General features: G+C 64.5%; 17 protein-coding genes and 4 tRNA genes. 11 read left to right on the top strand and 10 right to left on the bottom strand.

Annotation, left to right across the window (positions count from 1 at the left end; all coding sequences use genetic code 11):
* Positions 1-221 precede the first annotated feature (221 nt).
* From ACNEOT_RS14520 to ACNEOT_RS14485, 8 genes are all read right to left on the bottom strand, one after another.
* Entirely contained in the window at positions 222-1,247 is a 1,026-nt protein-coding gene (locus ACNEOT_RS14520) for an NUDIX hydrolase (RefSeq protein ID WP_415974696.1), read from the bottom strand.
* Complete coding sequence (locus tag ACNEOT_RS14515; protein ID WP_415974695.1) at positions 1,247-2,371, bottom strand: glycosyltransferase family 4 protein; 1,125 nt, start codon at positions 2,369-2,371, stop codon at positions 1,247-1,249. The genes ACNEOT_RS14520 and ACNEOT_RS14515 overlap by 1 nt, the downstream gene beginning before the upstream one ends.
* Positions 2,368-3,273 carry a phosphatidylinositol mannoside acyltransferase gene (locus ACNEOT_RS14510; protein ID WP_415974694.1) on the bottom strand — a complete coding sequence of 302 codons (906 nt, stop codon included), beginning with the start codon at positions 3,271-3,273 and terminating at the stop codon, positions 2,368-2,370. Before ACNEOT_RS14510 ends, ACNEOT_RS14515 begins: the two co-directional genes overlap by 4 nt.
* On the bottom strand, positions 3,270-3,953 hold the full coding sequence (gene pgsA / locus ACNEOT_RS14505; protein ID WP_415974693.1) for a phosphatidylinositol phosphate synthase: 684 nt from the start codon (positions 3,951-3,953) through the stop codon (positions 3,270-3,272). Before pgsA ends, ACNEOT_RS14510 begins: the two co-directional genes overlap by 4 nt.
* A gap of 25 nt (positions 3,954-3,978) precedes the next feature.
* Positions 3,979-4,521, bottom strand: a complete 543-nt coding sequence (locus tag ACNEOT_RS14500) for an HIT family protein (protein ID WP_415974692.1) — start codon at positions 4,519-4,521, stop codon at positions 3,979-3,981.
* Positions 4,522-4,523: 2 nt separating this feature from the next.
* Positions 4,524-6,584, bottom strand: a complete 2,061-nt coding sequence (gene thrS, locus ACNEOT_RS14495) for a threonine--tRNA ligase (protein ID WP_415975184.1) — start codon at positions 6,582-6,584, stop codon at positions 4,524-4,526.
* 101 nt (positions 6,585-6,685) lie between these two features.
* Positions 6,686-7,108, bottom strand: a complete 423-nt coding sequence (locus ACNEOT_RS14490; RefSeq protein WP_415975183.1) for a TIGR02611 family protein — start codon at positions 7,106-7,108, stop codon at positions 6,686-6,688.
* Between the two features lie 100 nt (positions 7,109-7,208).
* Positions 7,209-7,280 (bottom strand) — tRNA-Val (locus tag ACNEOT_RS14485).
* A gap of 242 nt (positions 7,281-7,522) precedes the next feature.
* Between ACNEOT_RS14485 and ACNEOT_RS14480 the strand changes: the two genes are divergently transcribed.
* The 7 genes from ACNEOT_RS14480 (at position 7,523) to ACNEOT_RS14450 (ending at position 9,898) form a co-directional block, all read left to right on the top strand.
* A tRNA-Gly gene (locus ACNEOT_RS14480) sits at positions 7,523-7,594 on the top strand.
* Positions 7,595-7,611: 17 nt separating this feature from the next.
* A tRNA-Cys gene (locus ACNEOT_RS14475) sits at positions 7,612-7,682 on the top strand.
* Positions 7,683-7,719: 37 nt separating this feature from the next.
* A tRNA-Val gene (locus ACNEOT_RS14470) sits at positions 7,720-7,794 on the top strand.
* Between the two features lie 126 nt (positions 7,795-7,920).
* Positions 7,921-8,205 carry a hypothetical protein gene (locus tag ACNEOT_RS14465; RefSeq protein ID WP_415974691.1) on the top strand — a complete coding sequence of 95 codons (285 nt, stop codon included), beginning with the start codon at positions 7,921-7,923 and terminating at the stop codon, positions 8,203-8,205.
* Entirely contained in the window at positions 8,198-8,905 is a 708-nt protein-coding gene (locus tag ACNEOT_RS14460) for an alpha/beta fold hydrolase (protein ID WP_415974690.1), read from the top strand. The genes ACNEOT_RS14465 and ACNEOT_RS14460 overlap by 8 nt, the downstream gene beginning before the upstream one ends.
* Before the next feature lie 16 nt (positions 8,906-8,921).
* A complete protein-coding gene (locus ACNEOT_RS14455; protein ID WP_415974689.1) occupies positions 8,922-9,374 on the top strand; it encodes a hypothetical protein in 453 nt (150 codons plus the stop codon).
* The gene (locus ACNEOT_RS14450; RefSeq protein WP_415974688.1) at positions 9,371-9,898 is read left to right on the top strand and encodes a GNAT family N-acetyltransferase; all 528 of its coding nucleotides are present in this window, start codon (positions 9,371-9,373) and stop codon (positions 9,896-9,898) included. Before ACNEOT_RS14455 ends, ACNEOT_RS14450 begins: the two co-directional genes overlap by 4 nt.
* A 6-nt stretch (positions 9,899-9,904) precedes the next feature.
* Here the strand turns inward: ACNEOT_RS14450 and zapE are convergent, their stop codons facing one another.
* On the bottom strand, positions 9,905-10,918 hold the full coding sequence (zapE, locus tag ACNEOT_RS14445; protein WP_415974687.1) for a cell division protein ZapE: 1,014 nt from the start codon (positions 10,916-10,918) through the stop codon (positions 9,905-9,907).
* A gap of 34 nt (positions 10,919-10,952) precedes the next feature.
* On the opposite strand from zapE, the gene ACNEOT_RS14440 reads away from it, so the two are divergent.
* The 4 genes from ACNEOT_RS14440 to msrB all read left to right on the top strand — a co-directional run bounded on the left by ACNEOT_RS14440 (position 10,953) and on the right by msrB (position 15,098).
* Positions 10,953-11,741 carry a pyrimidine reductase family protein gene (locus ACNEOT_RS14440; RefSeq protein WP_415974686.1) on the top strand — a complete coding sequence of 263 codons (789 nt, stop codon included), beginning with the start codon at positions 10,953-10,955 and terminating at the stop codon, positions 11,739-11,741.
* A 9-nt stretch (positions 11,742-11,750) separates the two neighbouring features.
* Positions 11,751-13,325, top strand: a complete 1,575-nt coding sequence (locus ACNEOT_RS14435) for an alpha/beta hydrolase (RefSeq protein ID WP_415974685.1) — start codon at positions 11,751-11,753, stop codon at positions 13,323-13,325.
* A gap of 78 nt (positions 13,326-13,403) precedes the next feature.
* A complete protein-coding gene (locus ACNEOT_RS14430) occupies positions 13,404-14,660 on the top strand; it encodes a glycosyltransferase family 87 protein (RefSeq protein ID WP_415974684.1) in 1,257 nt (418 codons plus the stop codon).
* 9 nt (positions 14,661-14,669) lie between these two features.
* Positions 14,670-15,098 (top strand): peptide-methionine (R)-S-oxide reductase MsrB, encoded by a 429-nt coding sequence (gene msrB / locus ACNEOT_RS14425; RefSeq protein ID WP_415974683.1) that lies wholly within the window; start codon positions 14,670-14,672, stop codon positions 15,096-15,098.
* A gap of 602 nt (positions 15,099-15,700) precedes the next feature.
* Here msrB and ACNEOT_RS14420 read toward each other — a convergent pair.
* A complete protein-coding gene (locus tag ACNEOT_RS14420; protein WP_415974682.1) occupies positions 15,701-16,162 on the bottom strand; it encodes a hypothetical protein in 462 nt (153 codons plus the stop codon).
* Between the last annotated feature and the right edge of the window lie 20 nt (positions 16,163-16,182).

The following is a 16,182-nucleotide window of genomic DNA, read 5'->3' as shown; positions in this document are numbered from 1 at the left end:
CTTCGGTGGATCCAGCGGGCGTGTCAGATGCGTGTGGGGTACTCAAGCGAAACTCCTGTGTTCTTCGGCGCCGACACGGCGCTCCGGGCTGATAATCGCGGTCGCTCGCGCGCGGACGAATCCGGCGCGGCGCGAACTCGCGCCCAGAACTGTAGGCCGCGGGGCCACGGATTCCCATAACCACTTCGATATTGCTGGACTGCTCGAAAAGGTCCAGATTTTCAGCGGATCGCGCGCACGTCCGGGTCGCCACGTCGAGCGAGAGCGACGTTGACCTCGTCGAGCAGTTCCGCCAGGTCCTGGGGATAGACGTTCTCGCCGACCGCGCTGAGCGCACGGATGTCGGACTCGGTGCACCACCGGTGTCCGGTCACCGTTCGACGCTCGAAGTCGGTGAAACCGGCGCTCTGCGGTTCGAACTCCTGCGTGCGGTGAGCGAAGAACAGTTCCTCGGACCGAATCAGCGTTCCGTTGAACGGGAACGTCGCGACCCGGCGCCACAGTGGACCGCGCAGATCGGCGGCAGCCACGGTCAGGCCGGTCTCCTCGTGCACCTCTCGCACCGCTGCGTCGCGGAGCGACTCGCCCTTCTCGACGGCCCCACCGATCGTGAACCAGAAGAAGGTGTCGGGCACCGTCGGATCGTGCCCGCGCAGGAGCAGCACACGGCCACGTTCGTCGAGCAGCACCACCCGCGCGGAGGTTCTCGGAGTGGCTCGGTTCTCGCTGCCGAACGTCGCGGCGGCAGAGCGCTCCGCGATCTCGAAGTAGGACGGCAGTGCCGCGGTTCCGCCGAGATGCAACCAGCGGACGGGGCGTCGGACTCGCAATGCCAGGGTGTCGCGGACGGCATCGTTGTGGAAGCGTCGAGCGATGAGCACGCGCGCCTCGGCGTCGGCCAGTTCCGCGACCAGTTGCGGGGGTAGCGCATTCGGCTCGACGACGGCCAGCGCCATCGACACTGCGTTCTCTGCCTCCTCGCGCTGCGATCGGTCGACCCGTTCGGCTCGATCGGCAAGCGCGGCAAGTTCTCTGCTCGACGGCACCGTCTCACGGGTGGCAGCCGACACCGCTCGCGCGACGACGGCTCGGCGAGCGAGTGCTGCGTCGAGCGCCTGCCAGGCGAGATCGGTGCGCACGTGCAAGCGGTCGAGTCGGTTCGCCGTTCCGTAGGCCCACAGGCCGACGACGAGGATCAGTACCGCGATCAGCCCGAGTACCAGGATCGTGAGCGCCGAGAGGGTCATCAGTTTGCTGCCCGCACTTTCTGGCCCCCGAGGGTGACGGTTTCGTAGACACGCAAGATCTGCTCGGCGACGACGGGCCAGTCGTACGTGGCCACGGCCACCGAGGCAGCGTCGACCAGTCGCGCGCGAACGGTGTCGTCGGACAGAATCGAGGTGACGGCGGCGGCGAGCGCGTCGGAATCGTCGATCGGGACCAGCAGTCCGCAGGTGCCGTCCCGCAGCACCCGCCGAAAGGCATCCAGTTCGCTTGCCACCACGGGTGTTCCGGCTGCCATGGCCTCGACGAGCACGATGCCGAAGCTCTCGCCACCGAGGTTGGGTGCGCAGTAGACGTCGGCGCTGCGCATCGCGGATGCCTTCGTCGCGTCGTCCACCTGGCCCAGGAAGGTCAGGTGCGACGCCAGTGCGCCTGCTTCTTTGCGCAGCTTGTCCTCGTCACCGCGACCGACGATGAGGATTTCGATGTCGGGATGAGATTCGACAAGTGTCGGCAGCGCACCGAGCAGGACGGCCATGCCCTTGCGTGGCTCGTCGAACCGGCCGAGAAAGAGCACGGTGCGGCCGGCCCGCGGGTAGCCGTTCAGCACAGGAGCGTCGGCGAATGCGGGAACGTCGACGCCGTTGGGGATCTCGACGGCGTCGGATCCGAGTGCCTCGACCTGCCAGCGTCGGGCGAGCTCGGAGACGGCGATCCGTCCACTGATCTTCTCGTGGTACGGGCGCAGCACACCTTGAAAAGTGCTCAGTACCAGGGACTTCGTAGTGGAAGTATGGAAAGTCGCCACGATCGGGCCGTCGGCGGCTTTGAGCGCCAACATCGACAGGCTGGGCGCGTTGGGTTCGTGGATGTGCAACACATCGAAGTCGTTCTCTGCGATCCACTTACGAATCCTCGAGTACGTCACGGGCCCGAACCGCAGACGCGCAACAGAACCGTTGTAGGGAATGGCGAGTGCCTCGCCCGCCGACACCACGAAATCCGGCAGCTCGACGCCCTCGGACGCGGGAGCCAGGACGCTGACGCGGTGTCCGCGCTCGATGAACACCTCGGCCAACTGCTGAACGTGAGCCTGCACTCCGCCGGGAACGTCGAACGAGTACGGGCACACCATGCCGATCTTCACGCGCCCTCGATTCGAGCGCGTCGCTCCGCCGACCAATCGCTCATCCACAGCGGTTGCAGCATGTGCCAGTCGGCCGGGTGAGCCCGAATGCCGGCGGCGAAATGATCGGCCAAAGCCTGTGTGGCAGGGACGATCCCGGCCGAAACGTCCACGGCGGGCGAGATATCGAAGCCCCAACCGTCACCGTCGAAGTAGCCGTGCACCGGCAGCAGAGTCGCACCGGTGTCGATCGCGAGCTTCGCGGCACCCGCGGGCATCCGGGTCGGTTCACCGAAGAAGGTGACCGGTACACCGTGCTTGGCGAGGTCGCGCTCGCCGAGCAGGCAGACGACCTTGTTCTGGCGCAGTCTTTCCGACAGCGCCTGCAGGGGCGGTTGTTCTCCGCCGCTCAGTGGGAAGATCTCGAAGCCCAGGCTTTCCCGATAGGCGACGAATCGCTGATATAGCGACTCGGGCTTCAGACGCTCTGCCACTGTCGAGAGCCCACCGTGCTTGCGCACCAACCACATTCCGGCCATGTCCCAGTTGCCGCTGTGCGGCAGCGCGAGCACGGCACCCTTGCCTGCGGCGAGCGCAGCGTCCAGATGCTCTTGGCCGTACACGCACCGGTCGATGACGGCGGCCTGGGCGGCCAGATCCATCGACGGCAGCCGAAATGCCTCGCGCCAGTAGCGCGCGTACGAGCGGACGCTGTCTCGGATCAGCTCGTCGGGCACCTCGGCTGGAGTGGTCGACAGAACGCGGGCGAGATTGCGACGCAATTGATCCGGACCGCCGTTGCGTGTCGACGCGAAGTCGGCTCCGCGATCGAACAGACCCCGCGCCACCGACTCGGGCAGCGACCGGACCAGTCGCCAACCGGCGGCGTAGCCCGCATCGCTGGCTCTCTCGGACAAATTCACGACGCGGCCACGTCACCGTCGTCGGAAGCCGACGGAACCGGGGGCGCGATGATCTCGCGCGCCCCCTCGGATCCGCGGACAGCCAGTACTCGCTGGAACACGGTCACAATGCTGAGCGCGGCCAGAATCCACATCGCCGGGTAGATGAGACTGTCCAGCCACGGAATGTCGAAATGTCGTCCCACACCGGTGAGCCCGGCTCCGACGAGAACGATGACGAGGCGGTCGGGGCGTTCGATCCAACCACCGTCGGCCGAGAGACCGCTCGCCTCGGCGCGTGCCTTGGCGTACGAGATCACCTGCGAGGTGACCAGGCAGATCAGGGTGGCCACCAGCAGCGGCTTGTCCTGTTCGGAATACACCGCCCACCAGGCCAATCCACCGAAGATCGCACCGTCGGCCACTCGATCGCACGTCGCGTCGAGCACGGCACCGTACTTGGTGCCACCGCCCCGAGCCCGCGCCATCGCACCGTCGAGCATGTCGAACAACACGAACAGGGTGATGACGACCGAACCCCACCACAGGTAGCCGGCGGGGTACATCGTGACCGCAGCCGTGACGGTGACGACGGTGCCGATGATCGTCACCGAGTTGGGGGTCAGTCCGGTGCTGTTGAGGGCGCGCCCGAGCGGGGCGGTCACCTTCGACACCGGCGCGCGGCCGAAAATGCTCAGCACGGCGCGTGCTCCTCTCGCCTGTTGTTCATTCGTTCCAGGCCGAGGCGAGCAGGGCCCGAGTGTCGCGGAGCAACTGCGGCATGACTTTGGCGCCGCTGATCACGGTGATGAAGTTCGCATCGCCACCCCACCGCGGCACGATGTGCTGGTGCAGGTGCTCGGCCAACGACCCGCCCGCGGCAGCGCCCAGGTTGAGTCCGACGTTGAAGCCGTGTGGACGCGACACCCGCTTGATGACGCGAATCATCTGCTGCGTGAACGACATCAGTTCGGCGCTCTCGGCGGGCGTGAGATCTTCCAGTGCCGCGACGCGGCGGTACGGCACGATCATGGTGTGGCCGGGGTTGTACGGGTACAGGTTGAGTACCGCGTAGACCGACTCACCACGAGCGACGACGAGACCGTCCTCGTCGCTCATCTTCGGGATGTCCGAGAACGGCTCGTTGGACTTCGCCGAGCTCTGGGGAGCCTCGGCGATGTAGGACATGCGGTGCGGAGTCCACAGTCGTTGCAGCCGATCGGGCTCACCGGCACCGGTGACGACGATCGACGCGTCCTGTTCCGGCATGATCAGCTCACTCCTGCGATGCTGGTCCGCACGAGCTCGGCAGTCGGTGATGCGTTGTTGCGTTGGGCGATCCAGTCGGTGACCAGGGTGATGGCCTCTGCAACGGGAACACCGTTCACTTGGGTGCCGTCCCGGAATCGGAAGCTCACAGCACCGGCCTCGACGTCGCGTTCGCCGGCGAGAAGCATGAACGGGATCTTCTGTGCGGTCTGATTGAAGATCTTCTTCTGCATGCGATCGTCACTGGCGTCCACCTCGGCCCGCACTCCGCGTTTCTTCAGTTCTTTCACCACCGCGAACAGGTGGTCCTGGTAGACCTCGGCAACGGGAATCCCGACGACCTGAACCGGTGAGAGCCACGCCGGAAACGCTCCCGCGTAGTGCTCGGTGAGCACCCCGAAGAAGCGCTCGATGGAACCGAACAGCGCTCGGTGAATCATCACGGGGCGTTCCTTGGTGCCACCCGAGCCGGTGTATTCGAGCTCGAAGCGTTCGGGCAGGTTGAAGTCGAGCTGAATGGTCGACATCTGCCAGGTGCGACCCAACGCATCCTTGGCCTGTACCGAGATCTTCGGTCCGTAGAAAGCAGCACCGCCCGGATCGGGAACCAAATTCAGGCCCGACGCCGCCGCGACCTCGGCGAGGGTGTTGGTCGCCTCTTCCCAGACCTCGTCGCTGCCGACGGACTTCTCCGGATTGCGGGTGGAGAGTTCGAGATAGAAGTCGTCCAGACCGTAATCTTTGAGCAGTCCGAGAACGAATTCGAGGGTGGTGGTGAGCTCTCCGCGCATCTGCTCGCGGGTGCAGAAGATGTGCGCGTCGTCCTGGGTCATGCCGCGCACTCGCGTCAGACCGTGGATGACGCCGGACTTCTCGTACCGGTACACCGAGCCGAACTCGAACAGGCGCAACGGCAGTTCGCGGTACGAGCGGCCGCGGGATCGAAAGATCAGGTTGTGCATCGGGCAGTTCATCGGCTTGAGGTAGTAGTCCTGGCCGGGCTTGCGGACGTCGCCGTTCTCGTCGAGTTCGGCATCGAGGTGCATCGCCGGGAACATGCCGTCGCGGTACCAATCGAGGTGACCCGAGACCTCGTACAGATGGCCCTTGGTGATGTGCGGGGTGTTGACGAACTCGTAGCCCTCTTCGATGTGCCGTTGGCGCGAGTAGTTCTCCAACTCGTTGCGAATCACCCCACCCTTGGGATGGAACACCGGCAGACCGGAGCCCAGTTCGTCGGGAAAGCTGAACAGGTCCAGCTCCGACCCGAGCTTGCGGTGATCACGACGCTCTGCCTCGGCCAACAGTTCGAGATGCGCATCGAGGGCTTCGGTGGACTCCCACGCGGTGCCGTAGATGCGCTGCAGGCCTGCGTTGTCCTGATTGCCGCGCCAGTAGGCCGCCGAACTGCGGGTGAGTTTGAACGCGGGCACGTACTTGGTGGTGGGGATGTGCGGGCCGCGGCACAGATCGCCCCAGATGCGCTCGCCGGTGCGGGGATTGAGGTTGTCGTAGGCAGTGAGCTCTCCCGCGCCGACCTCCATGACCTCCGGGTCGTCGATCCCGGACTTGTCGTCGATCAGCTCGAGCTTGTACGGCTCGTTCGCCAGTTCCTCGCGAGCCTGCTCGACCGATTCGTACACCCGACGCGAGAACCGCTGTCCGGCTTTGACGATCTGCTTCATCTTCTTCTCGAGCGCAGTCAGGTCCTCGGGGGTGAACGGCTGCTGTACGTCGAAGTCGTAGTAGAAGCCGTCCTTGATGAACGGTCCGATGCCCAGTTTGGTGCCGGGAAAGAGATCCTGAACGGCCTGCGCCAGCACGTGTGCAGCCGAATGCCTGATGACGCTTCGGCCGTCCTCGGTGTTCGCCGGAACCGGCTCGACTTCGATGTCGCCCTCCGGTGCCCACGACAGATCGCGGAGTTTGCCGTCGGGATCACGCACGACGACGATGGCGTCGGGTCCCTTGTTCGGCAGGCCGGTGTCGCGGAGCGCCGTACCTGCCGTCGTTCCGGCCGGCACCATGATGCGGGCGGGCGAAACAGCGGCGACAACGGGCATGCTCACAGCGATGTACTCCTCGATCGGTTGTTGCGGCCAGGAAAGCCTCTGACAGCCTATCGGCAACGGTCCACTCGATTGGCCTCAGCGCGACGCGTACGTCAGATCGGGCTCTCGAGCCACGTCCATTCGAGGCCGAACCAACCCCCGACCAGTGCGAAAGTACCGAGCAACCACAGCGTCGCGAGCACCACGACGGTGGTGAACAGGACGCCGAGTGCCTTGATCACGATGGACTGCTTCGAGAACCAGTCCATGAACGCGTCGTACCTCTTGCGGACGAACCGCAGTGCCCGCTTTGCCCACTCGAACTCCGAGGCCAGAATGCCCAGGCCCGCGAACACGATCAGCCAGCCGGGGCCTGGATACGGAATGGCGAGAACACCGAGAATCAGTACCACTGTTCCGACCACGCCGACCGTGATGCGGTACGCCAGGTCGAGCGACTTGTTCTCGGCAATGCGCGCCCGAAAACGCCGGTGCTTCTTCTTCACGGTGTCGGCCGGACCCTGCTCGGCGTCCACGGCCTGGCGTTTCGACTCTTCGGTGCTCACCGGCTCAGGCTACCGGCCGCCGTACACGAAGAAGGCCCACACCGACGAGCGGTGCGGGCCTTCTCTTCTGTGGTCCCGGCTGGGATCGAACCAGCGACCTTCCGCGTGTGAAGCGGACGCTCTTCCACTGAGCCACGGGACCGAACGAGGCAAAACATTAACACGAGGTGTTGGAGCGAACCGAATCGCCTGCTCGACCGTCGGACTCGTCGTCAGATGCCCCGTCGAGTGCCGTCACGCCACTGCTTTCACACCTTTCACACGGTCCGAATGCGCGAATTCCGCAGCTGACCACGAGATTTGTGAGTTTCACTCCCGTTGGGTTAATGTTTTCCCCGCACCACGGAGACAACAACTGCCCAGCAGTGAGCGCCTCCGGGGTATGCGGATGTGGCGCAGTGGTAGCGCATCACCTTGCCAAGGTGAGGGTCGCGGGTTCGAATCCCGTCATCCGCTCGAGGGTCTCGACCCATGGTGGAGTGGCCGAGTGGTGAGGCAACGGCCTGCAAAGCCGTGCACACGGGTTCGATTCCCGTCTCCACCTCGCTAGTGCATCGATTGCAAGATCGATGCGAGGACACGCGCGATTAGCTCAGCGGGAGAGCGCTTCCCTGACACGGAAGAGGTCACTGGTTCAATCCCAGTATCGCGCACCAGAGCAGAACAGATCAGACCCCCTTTCGAGGGGGTCTTTTTTGTGTTCATTGTTCAAGATGTGGTGATTCACGCCATAGAAGTGCACAGTGGAGACGACGCACACACTTCGATGGAAGGACACTCACGTGTCGGACGATGCTCAGAGCGAACCCACAGTCGACGACGCCACCCTGGAGGAGGCGAAGAAGTCCGTCGAGGGCCTCGACGATCGGTATCGACCCGGTGCCCGGCCCACCGTGGCCCTGCCGGGAACCAACGGCACCGTCGCGGGAACCGCCTTCGCGGACATGGTCGACGACAGCGGTGAGCTGGTGGACGCAGACGACCAGGACTCCACCGACTCCGACAGCTCCACTGACAGAGACCACGCCGACACCGAGAAAAAGGTAACGTCCTCCCACGATGCCTGATCTCGACGGTCCCGACGCCCCCGCCCATATCGAACTCGGCGGGGGCGTCGCGTTTCTGCACACACCCTCGATACCGTCACGGGGCGGCCTCGCACTCACTCACGGTGCGGGCGGTAACTGCGAGTCGCTTCTACTGCAGCGCATCGCCACGGTGTGGACCGCAGCCGGCTTCACGGTGCTGCGGTTCGACCTTCCGTTTCGAGTGCGCAAGCCCAAGGGTCCGCCGCACCCGTCCCGGTCGGCCGAGGATCGGCTGGGAATCGTCGCCGCGATAGAACGACTTCGCACCGATACCACCGGCTTCATCGCGTTCGGTGGGCATTCCTACGGCGGTAGGCAGGGGGCGATGATCGCGGCCGAACGCCCGGATCTGGTCGACGGACTCGTTCTTACGTCCTATCCCCTGCACCCGCCGGGTAAACCGGAAAAGGCTCGTACCCAACATCTTCCCGAACTGCGAACGCCGACGGTCGTGGTGCACGGCACGCGGGATCCGTTCGGCACCACAGCCGAACTGAGTGCGGCCCTCACGCTGGTACCAGCCCCGACGCTGCTCGTAGACATTGAGGGAGCCGGCCACGACCTCGCTCCCGTCAAATACGACGCAGCAGCGAAGACCCTCGACGGCGCCGTCTCGTTGTTCGGTTCCCCCACGTCCGATTCCTCGGTGGTCGTCCCGCTCTTCGACCCGTCACGCTGAAGTGGTCTACTAAGGCATGCCGACCTGGGGATGGTTCATCGTTGCGCTGATCCTTATCGATGCGGCGGTGCTGGCGGCGTGGTTGTTGGCCCGCAAGAAGCCCGGCTCGTCCCCCGAGACCTCACGCAACATCAGGCTGATCGGCCTCGACGACAGCGCCCGGGCAGACATTCATCAATTGTTGGCCGCGAACAAGAAGATCCAGGCCATCAAGATCTTTCGTGAACGAACAGGTGCCGGGCTCCTCGATGCGAAGAACGCCATCGAATCCCTCCAGCGCGGTGGGCAGTTCCCACCCTCGTCGACGATCCTCGATGCCGCACAGGCGGGCCCGGTGCCGTGGGACGACTTGATTCCTCGTTTGAGCACGCTCAAGTCCGAGGGCAAGGCGATCGCTGCGATCAAGCTCCTGCGCGACCGAACGGGTCTGTCGTTGCGCGATGCCAAGAACGCGGTGGATCTGCTGTGACGGTCCGAGTTGCCACGATCGACGACGCGCACCGCGTAGCCGAGGTGGCTGCGGCCACCTTCCCGCTCGCCTGCCCGCCGGGAACCCGACCCGAGGACATCGATCGGTTCATCTCGAACGTGTTGTCGGCCAAGCACTTCGAGGGCTACATCGCCGACGCGAGCAGAACTGTTCTGATCGACGAAACACCCGACGCCGACGTGGTGGGTTACGCCATGCTCGTGTCCGGGACGCCCGCGGACCCCGCCGTTCGCGCCGCCCTCTCGCACACCCCGACCATGGAAATCAGCAAACTCTACGTAACACCGACCGCGCACGGCAGCGGATCAGCGGCGCGCATGATGACATTCTCGGTGAGCCATGCACGCGAATCCGGTTGCGCTGCAGCGTGGTTGGGCGTCAACCAGCAGAACGTGCGGGCGCAGAAGTTCTACGCCAAACACGGATTCGAGATAGTCGGCACCAAGATTTTCGTCGTCGGTGACCAGACGCACGACGACTACGTCATGCAGGTTCAGCTCTGAAGCAGGTCAACCGACGGCGGCGAAGCGGGACAACGCCAGCAGACGCGACGTGGCACGTAGGTACTTCTTGCGGTAGCCGCCGGCCAACATCTCCTCGGTGAAGATCTCGTCGAGTTTGCCGCCCGAGGCCGTCACCGGAATGCCCGCGTCGTACAGACGGTCGGCCAAAACGACCAGTCGCAGGGCGATGGCCTGATCGGACGCCGGATGCACGTTCTTCAGGAACACCGCGGGAACTCCGTCGAGCAACTTGCCGTAGCGCGAGGGGTGCAGCGTGCTCAGGTGCGCCAGCAGCTCGTCGAAGTCGTCCAGGGTTGCGCCCTCGACGGTATCGGCGCGCTCGATCAGCTCGGACTCGGACGTCGGCTCCGGAGCCGGGGGCAGATCGCGGTGGCGGTAGTCGGGGCCGTCGACACGAATGGACTCGAAGATCGAACCGAGCTTCTTGATCTCTCGCATGAAGTCCTCGGCGGCAAATCGGCCCTCGCCGAGCTGCCCGGGCAGAGTGTTCGACGTCGCAACTATCGACACTCCGCGCTGCGAGAGCTCGGAGAGCAGACGCGAGACCAACATCGTGTCGCCCGGATCGTCGAGCTCGAACTCGTCGATACACAGGACGCTGTGGTTCGAGAGTTCTTCGAGTGCCTTGTTGAATCCGAGCGCACCGACCACGTGGGTGAGTTCGACGAACGTGCCGAACGCCTTGGGCTCGGGGACGCTGTGATAGATCGATGCGAGCAAGTGGGTCTTACCGACACCGAAGCCGCCGTCGAGGTACAGCCCGGCACCGATGGCCGGGGTCTTCTTGCCGAAGAGGCCACGCTTGCCCTTGCCGCGGATCTTCTGCACCTTGTTCGCGAACTCCTCGGCCTTCGCAACCGCAGCAGCCTGCGTCGGCTCCTTGGGGTCGGGGATGTACGAGGAGAAACTGACGTCGTCGAACATCGCCGGCGGGACCATCTGCGCGATCAACTGATCGGACGGGACCACGGGATTTCGGTCGACAAGGCGTGCAGGCATTCGTCGAGCGTAACGACGTGGTCTGATCACTCTCATGCAGCTTCTCGATATTGGGACCTACCTCACAACGGACCTCACCGTCGGCTCCGACGTGGACGACGATGCAGTGCGCGCGCTGCATGCCTACCCGGAGGATCTGAACCGACCGTGGATCCGGACCAACTTCGTCTCCAGCATCGACGGATCGGTCACCGCGGACGGCGCTTCGGCCGGTCTGGGTACCCCCGCCGATGCCCGGTTGTTCGGCATCCTGCGAGAACTCTGTGATGCGGTTCTGGTCGGTGCCGGGACCGCTCGAGCCGAGAACTACGGCGGCGTCTCGTTATCCGCCGAGGAGAAGGCACGGCGGGTAGCGAGCGGACTGGCACCGGTTCCGACGATCGTGGTGGTCACCGCGTCGGGTTCGATCGACGCGGAGTCTCGATTGGTCACCGACACCGAGGTGAAGCCGGTGGTGGTGACCTCGGCCGCGGCCGACGGCTCGAAGGTGGCCGCGCTTCGAACGGCGGGTGTGACGGTGATCGAGGTATCCGGCGACACGGTGTCGACCGGCGACATCGTCGCGACTCTCGACGATCTCGGGTTTCACCGCATCCTGTGCGAGGGCGGACCAGGACTGTTCGGGCAGTTGGTCTCCGACGGGGCGGCGGACGAACTGTGCCTGACGATCTCGCCGATGCTGGTTGTCGGATCGGCCGGCCGCATCGCTCACGCTGCCCACGCGTCCGACCTGCCGATGGATCGAGCTCACGTTCTGGGCGATGCGGACGGCACGTTGCTCACGCGCTGGGTGCGCGCGCGGCACCGAGCCGAAAGTCGATAGCCTCGCAGCGTGACGCAGAAACGAACGTTGCTCGCCGCGGCCCTCGCCGTCGCCACGTTGTGCACGGCCTGTGGCGGCGGTCCGTCGATCCGACCCGACGTGGCGGTGGAACAACGCTCCCCCGGTCAGCCCGCCGAGTCGCCGTCGGCTGCGCCTCCCGAGCCGGTCGCGATTGCCGTTCCGGCAACCGATCTCGACTGGGCCGACTGCACCGGCGCGACGCTGGATACATTCGGCCTCACCTCCAACACTCCCGGTCTGACGCTCGAATGCGCGGAGTACGAAGCCGATGTCGACGCGAGTGGGCAGATGCTCGGCACCTTCGCAGTCGGAGCGCTACGAGCGCGGCTCGATCGGACACCCGTCGACGCAGGACCTCTGGTGTTCACGTCCGGTTCGGATCGTTCGTCGATCGCGACCCTGGCCACCATGGCCGCGGGTCCGCTCGCGACACTGCTCGAGGCGCACCCCGTGGTCGCGGTGGACCGACGCGGCATCGGACGCTCGACTGCCGTGGACTGCATCCTCGACACCGCTCAGTCTCCTACCAAGTCTGCCGTCGACGCGCTGGGGCAGTTCACCAGATCGGACGCGGACACCGTCGACCGCGCCGTCGACGCGGGCCGAGACGCCACCATCGAGTGCACCGACACGTTGCAACCGCAGGAACTCGCCTTCGCAACCACCTACGCCGCGGACGACCTGGACCGCCTGAGGCAGCTCTGGGGTGTGGACCGAATGGGACTGATCGGATCGGGCAACGGCGCCCTCACCGCGTTGGCCTACGCGGCAAAGTTCCCCGACAACATTTCTCGTTTGATCCTCGATTCACCGACCGGGGTCAACGCCGATCAGATCACGCTGGCCGAGCAACGAACGCAGGGCAAAGAGGCGGCGTTCGCGGCGTTCGCGCAGCGGTGCGTCGCGCTGAACTGCTCACTCGGCAGCGATCCGACGGCCGCTGTCGCGCAGCTGCTCCGACGCGCCGCGGGTGGCGAATTCGCACCACTGTCCACCCACGAAATTCTCGACGGCATCACCTTCGCTCTCGCATCGACCGCGGGTGACGCCTCCTCGCGGGCCACCGGCCTGGCGAACACCCTGTCCTCGGCTGCCGGGTCCGACACCGATGGCCTCGCGGCCCTCGCCGAACGAGGCAGAAACGCGTACGGCACCGACGGTCAATTCGTCTCCCGCTGCACGGACGGGCAACAGTGGCCGTCACCGCAGGGCGTCCGCGACCTGTCGTCGCAGTGGACCGACCGGTATCCGATCTACGGCACCGACGCTGCCTTGACTGCGCTGCTCTGCTCGTCCTGGCCGACGGCTCCGTCGATCCCCCTGCCGAGTTCTCTCGACCTTCCGGTGCTGGTCCTGTCCAACGCAGGCGACCCGATCGTCGGCAACGGCGGGCTGTCGTCGATCACGGGGTTGGTCGGGGCGACAGGTGCAGGCGTTGCCTCGGCCGCGTGGCAGGGCAGCGGGCATCCGAGCCTGGGCGGATCACAGTGTCTGCAGAGCGCCGCGGTGAACTACGCGCGCGACACCGCGCTTCCGACCGATGGCACCGTGTGCCCCGCCTGATTCTGGGACCCATCGGCAACCCGACCCGCGAGGGGTGTCCTACGCCGGTGCGGTGACCGCCTCGGGTACCGTTCCCGGGTGTCACTTAGCTTTCTGGAGCCGCGGTCAGGGCGGACGACCGCCGAGGTAATCAAGTACGCCCTGTGGCCGATCGCCATCATGACCGTCATCCAGCGCGTGGTCATCAAAGCGGTCAACGGCGACGTCACCAACGACTTCAACCCCGTGTACAGCGCGGCCCTTGCGTTCCTCAACCGTCAGCCTGTGTACACGGCGAACTTCGACTCCGTCGATCCGCACTACCTGTATCAACCGAGCGCAACGATGCTGCTCTCCCCCATCGCCGTCATCGATCCCGAGCGGTCCCGCTGGCTGTTCATCATCGCCAGCACCATCGCAATTCTTCTGGCGCTGTACATCCTGCTGCGGATCTTCGGGTTCCGGCTCGATTCGGTCGCCGCACCGGCACTGCTGCTTGCCGCATTCGTCAGCGAAACGGTGACGAACACGTTGGTGTTCACCAACTTCAACGGCTTCGTACTCCTCGGTGAGGTGGCCTTCCTCGGATTTCTCCTCCAGCGCAAGGATCTGTCGGCCGGCGTCGCCATGGGACTGACCCTGGCCGTGAAACCGATGCTCGCACCGCTGCTGCTACTTCCGCTGATGACGCGTCAATGGAAGGTCTTCGTCACCTCGATCGCGATCCCCGTGGTGATGATGGCCATCGCCTGGCCACTGTCGGCCGATCCGATGAACTTCATCGACCGAACGTTGCCGTACCTGCTGCAGACTCGCGACTACTTCAACAGCGCAATTGTGGGTAACGGCCGCTACTACGGAGTTCCCGAACTTCTCACCCTCGGCATCCGTGCGGTTCTCGCGATCATGGTTCTCGTCTCGCTGTGGTTGCTGTACCGGTACTGCCGCGAGGACCGCCTGTTCTTCTTCGCCACGACTTCCGGATTGATCCTCACCGCGCACTGGCTGCTCGGCTCCCTGGGCCAGATGTACTACTCCATGATGCTGTTCCCACTACTGATGACCGTCGTACTGAAGAACTCGCTACTGCGTAACTGGCCCGCCTGGCTCGCGATCTACGGATTCATGAACTACGACCGATGGCTGTCGGGGCGGTGGATCGAAACCGGTCGCGCGCTCGACTACCTGCGGACCACGTTCGGGTGGGCGCTACTGATCGTCGTCATCTTCGGTGTTCTCGTCGGACGCTATTTCGCCGCTCGAAGCGAAGGGCGACTGGCCGACGGAATCGAACCGAGTTACCTGTTGCCGAGCACGTCACCAGCGAAAACGGCACAGACCGACAAATCGTATTAGCGTGTGAGCATGAGTTCAGCAACCGCCAACAATTCCGCCCCGGCCGTCCAGCTCACCGACGCTCAGTGGCGCGAGAAGCTGACCCCCGAAGAATATGCGGTACTTCGTCAGGCAGGCACCGAACGCCCGGGCGTGGGCGAATACACCGACACCACCACCGAGGGCATCTACGAATGCCGCGCGTGCGGGGCAGAACTGTTCCGCAGCACCGAGAAGTTCGAGTCGCACTGCGGTTGGCCGTCCTTCTTCGACCCGGCCGACAGTGACGCCGTCATCCTGAAAGAAGACACCACACTCGGAATGCGCCGCGTCGAGGTCATCTGCCGCACCTGCCACAGCCACCTCGGCCACGTCTTCGAGGGTGAGGGCTACCCCACGCCGACCGACCAGCGCTACTGCATCAACTCCATAAGTCTCGTTTTACACCCGTCCAAGTGACAAAAGAAACGCCCCGGTTCACTGAACCGGGGCGTTTCTTTCGGCCTAGCGCCTACTTGCGCTTCTTGCCCGCGTCGCTGCGCTTGTCACGCCAACGACCGTCGTTGTTCTGCGACCGATCCTGCGTACCGCCTCCACGCTTGGGCACCTGCGGAGGCTGATGCTTACCCGCGCTCATCGCACAGGCTTGATCGTGATGGTCCGCGTAATGCGAACTCGACGGACAGGGACGGTGATGATGCGCTTGGTGCGCCTAATTGTCGCCACGGCGAACAACTTTCTACTGGACACGGCGGAGAAGCCTTACGCCCGATAATTGGACGGAAAACCCTCTTAGCGAGTAGCCTAGCTAGGCACGGGCTAGTGCAACCTAATCAGACGGACCCCGCCTCGAAACCCCTTGGCGGGGCTCTTCTGCGTGTGATCGATTTCTCGATCGGTTCAGATACTACCCCTAGTGTCCGACATCTGGCTACAACACGAGATGTTGCGAACAACATGCTTGGTATTCGCAGGTCAAGGCTCTGTGCTTGTCGTCAGGCCGTGTCCCGCTGGCGTGTCGCAGAGAACAACAACTACCCGCGTCTCTCGTAACGCCCCGTCTACTGAGCTGCCGCGTAGGCCTCGATCACGGGCGCAGCAATGCCGCGCTCGGTCGGCTGAATCTTGTCGTAGTTGCCGTCACCCCTGAGCTTCTTCACCGGGTTCTCTTTGAGCCAGTCCTCAAGCGTGCTCGCGAACTCGGCGTTGGTGCTGCCCTCAGGCTTGAGTTCGAGGAACTTAGCCCAGGCCTCGCGCTGCTTCTCGTTGACGGGCGGCGCGCTGCTGGACGTCGCGCTACGGCTGGCAGGCCTGCTGGCAGGCTGAGACCTCGGAATAATCGGCTGGCCCGACTCGATATTTTCGATCAGCTCGGCTAGCTCGCGCTCGGACACATAAATTTCGAGTGTCGTAGCGTCCTTGGCGGCTGTACCAGCTGGTTGGATGGTGATCTTGGTCGGTTTCGTGTCATCTGGCAGTTCATCGCCCGAGTAGTCGCTAACAACGATGGTACGAACGCCCATTGAACTATCCTTCTGTGTCG

This window comes from Rhodococcus sp. 077-4, from assembly GCF_047782425.1.
Lineage (GTDB): Bacteria > Actinomycetota > Actinomycetes > Mycobacteriales > Mycobacteriaceae > Rhodococcoides.
Note: the sequence above shows the minus strand (reverse complement) of the source record. Positions and strands in the feature narration are given on the sequence as shown.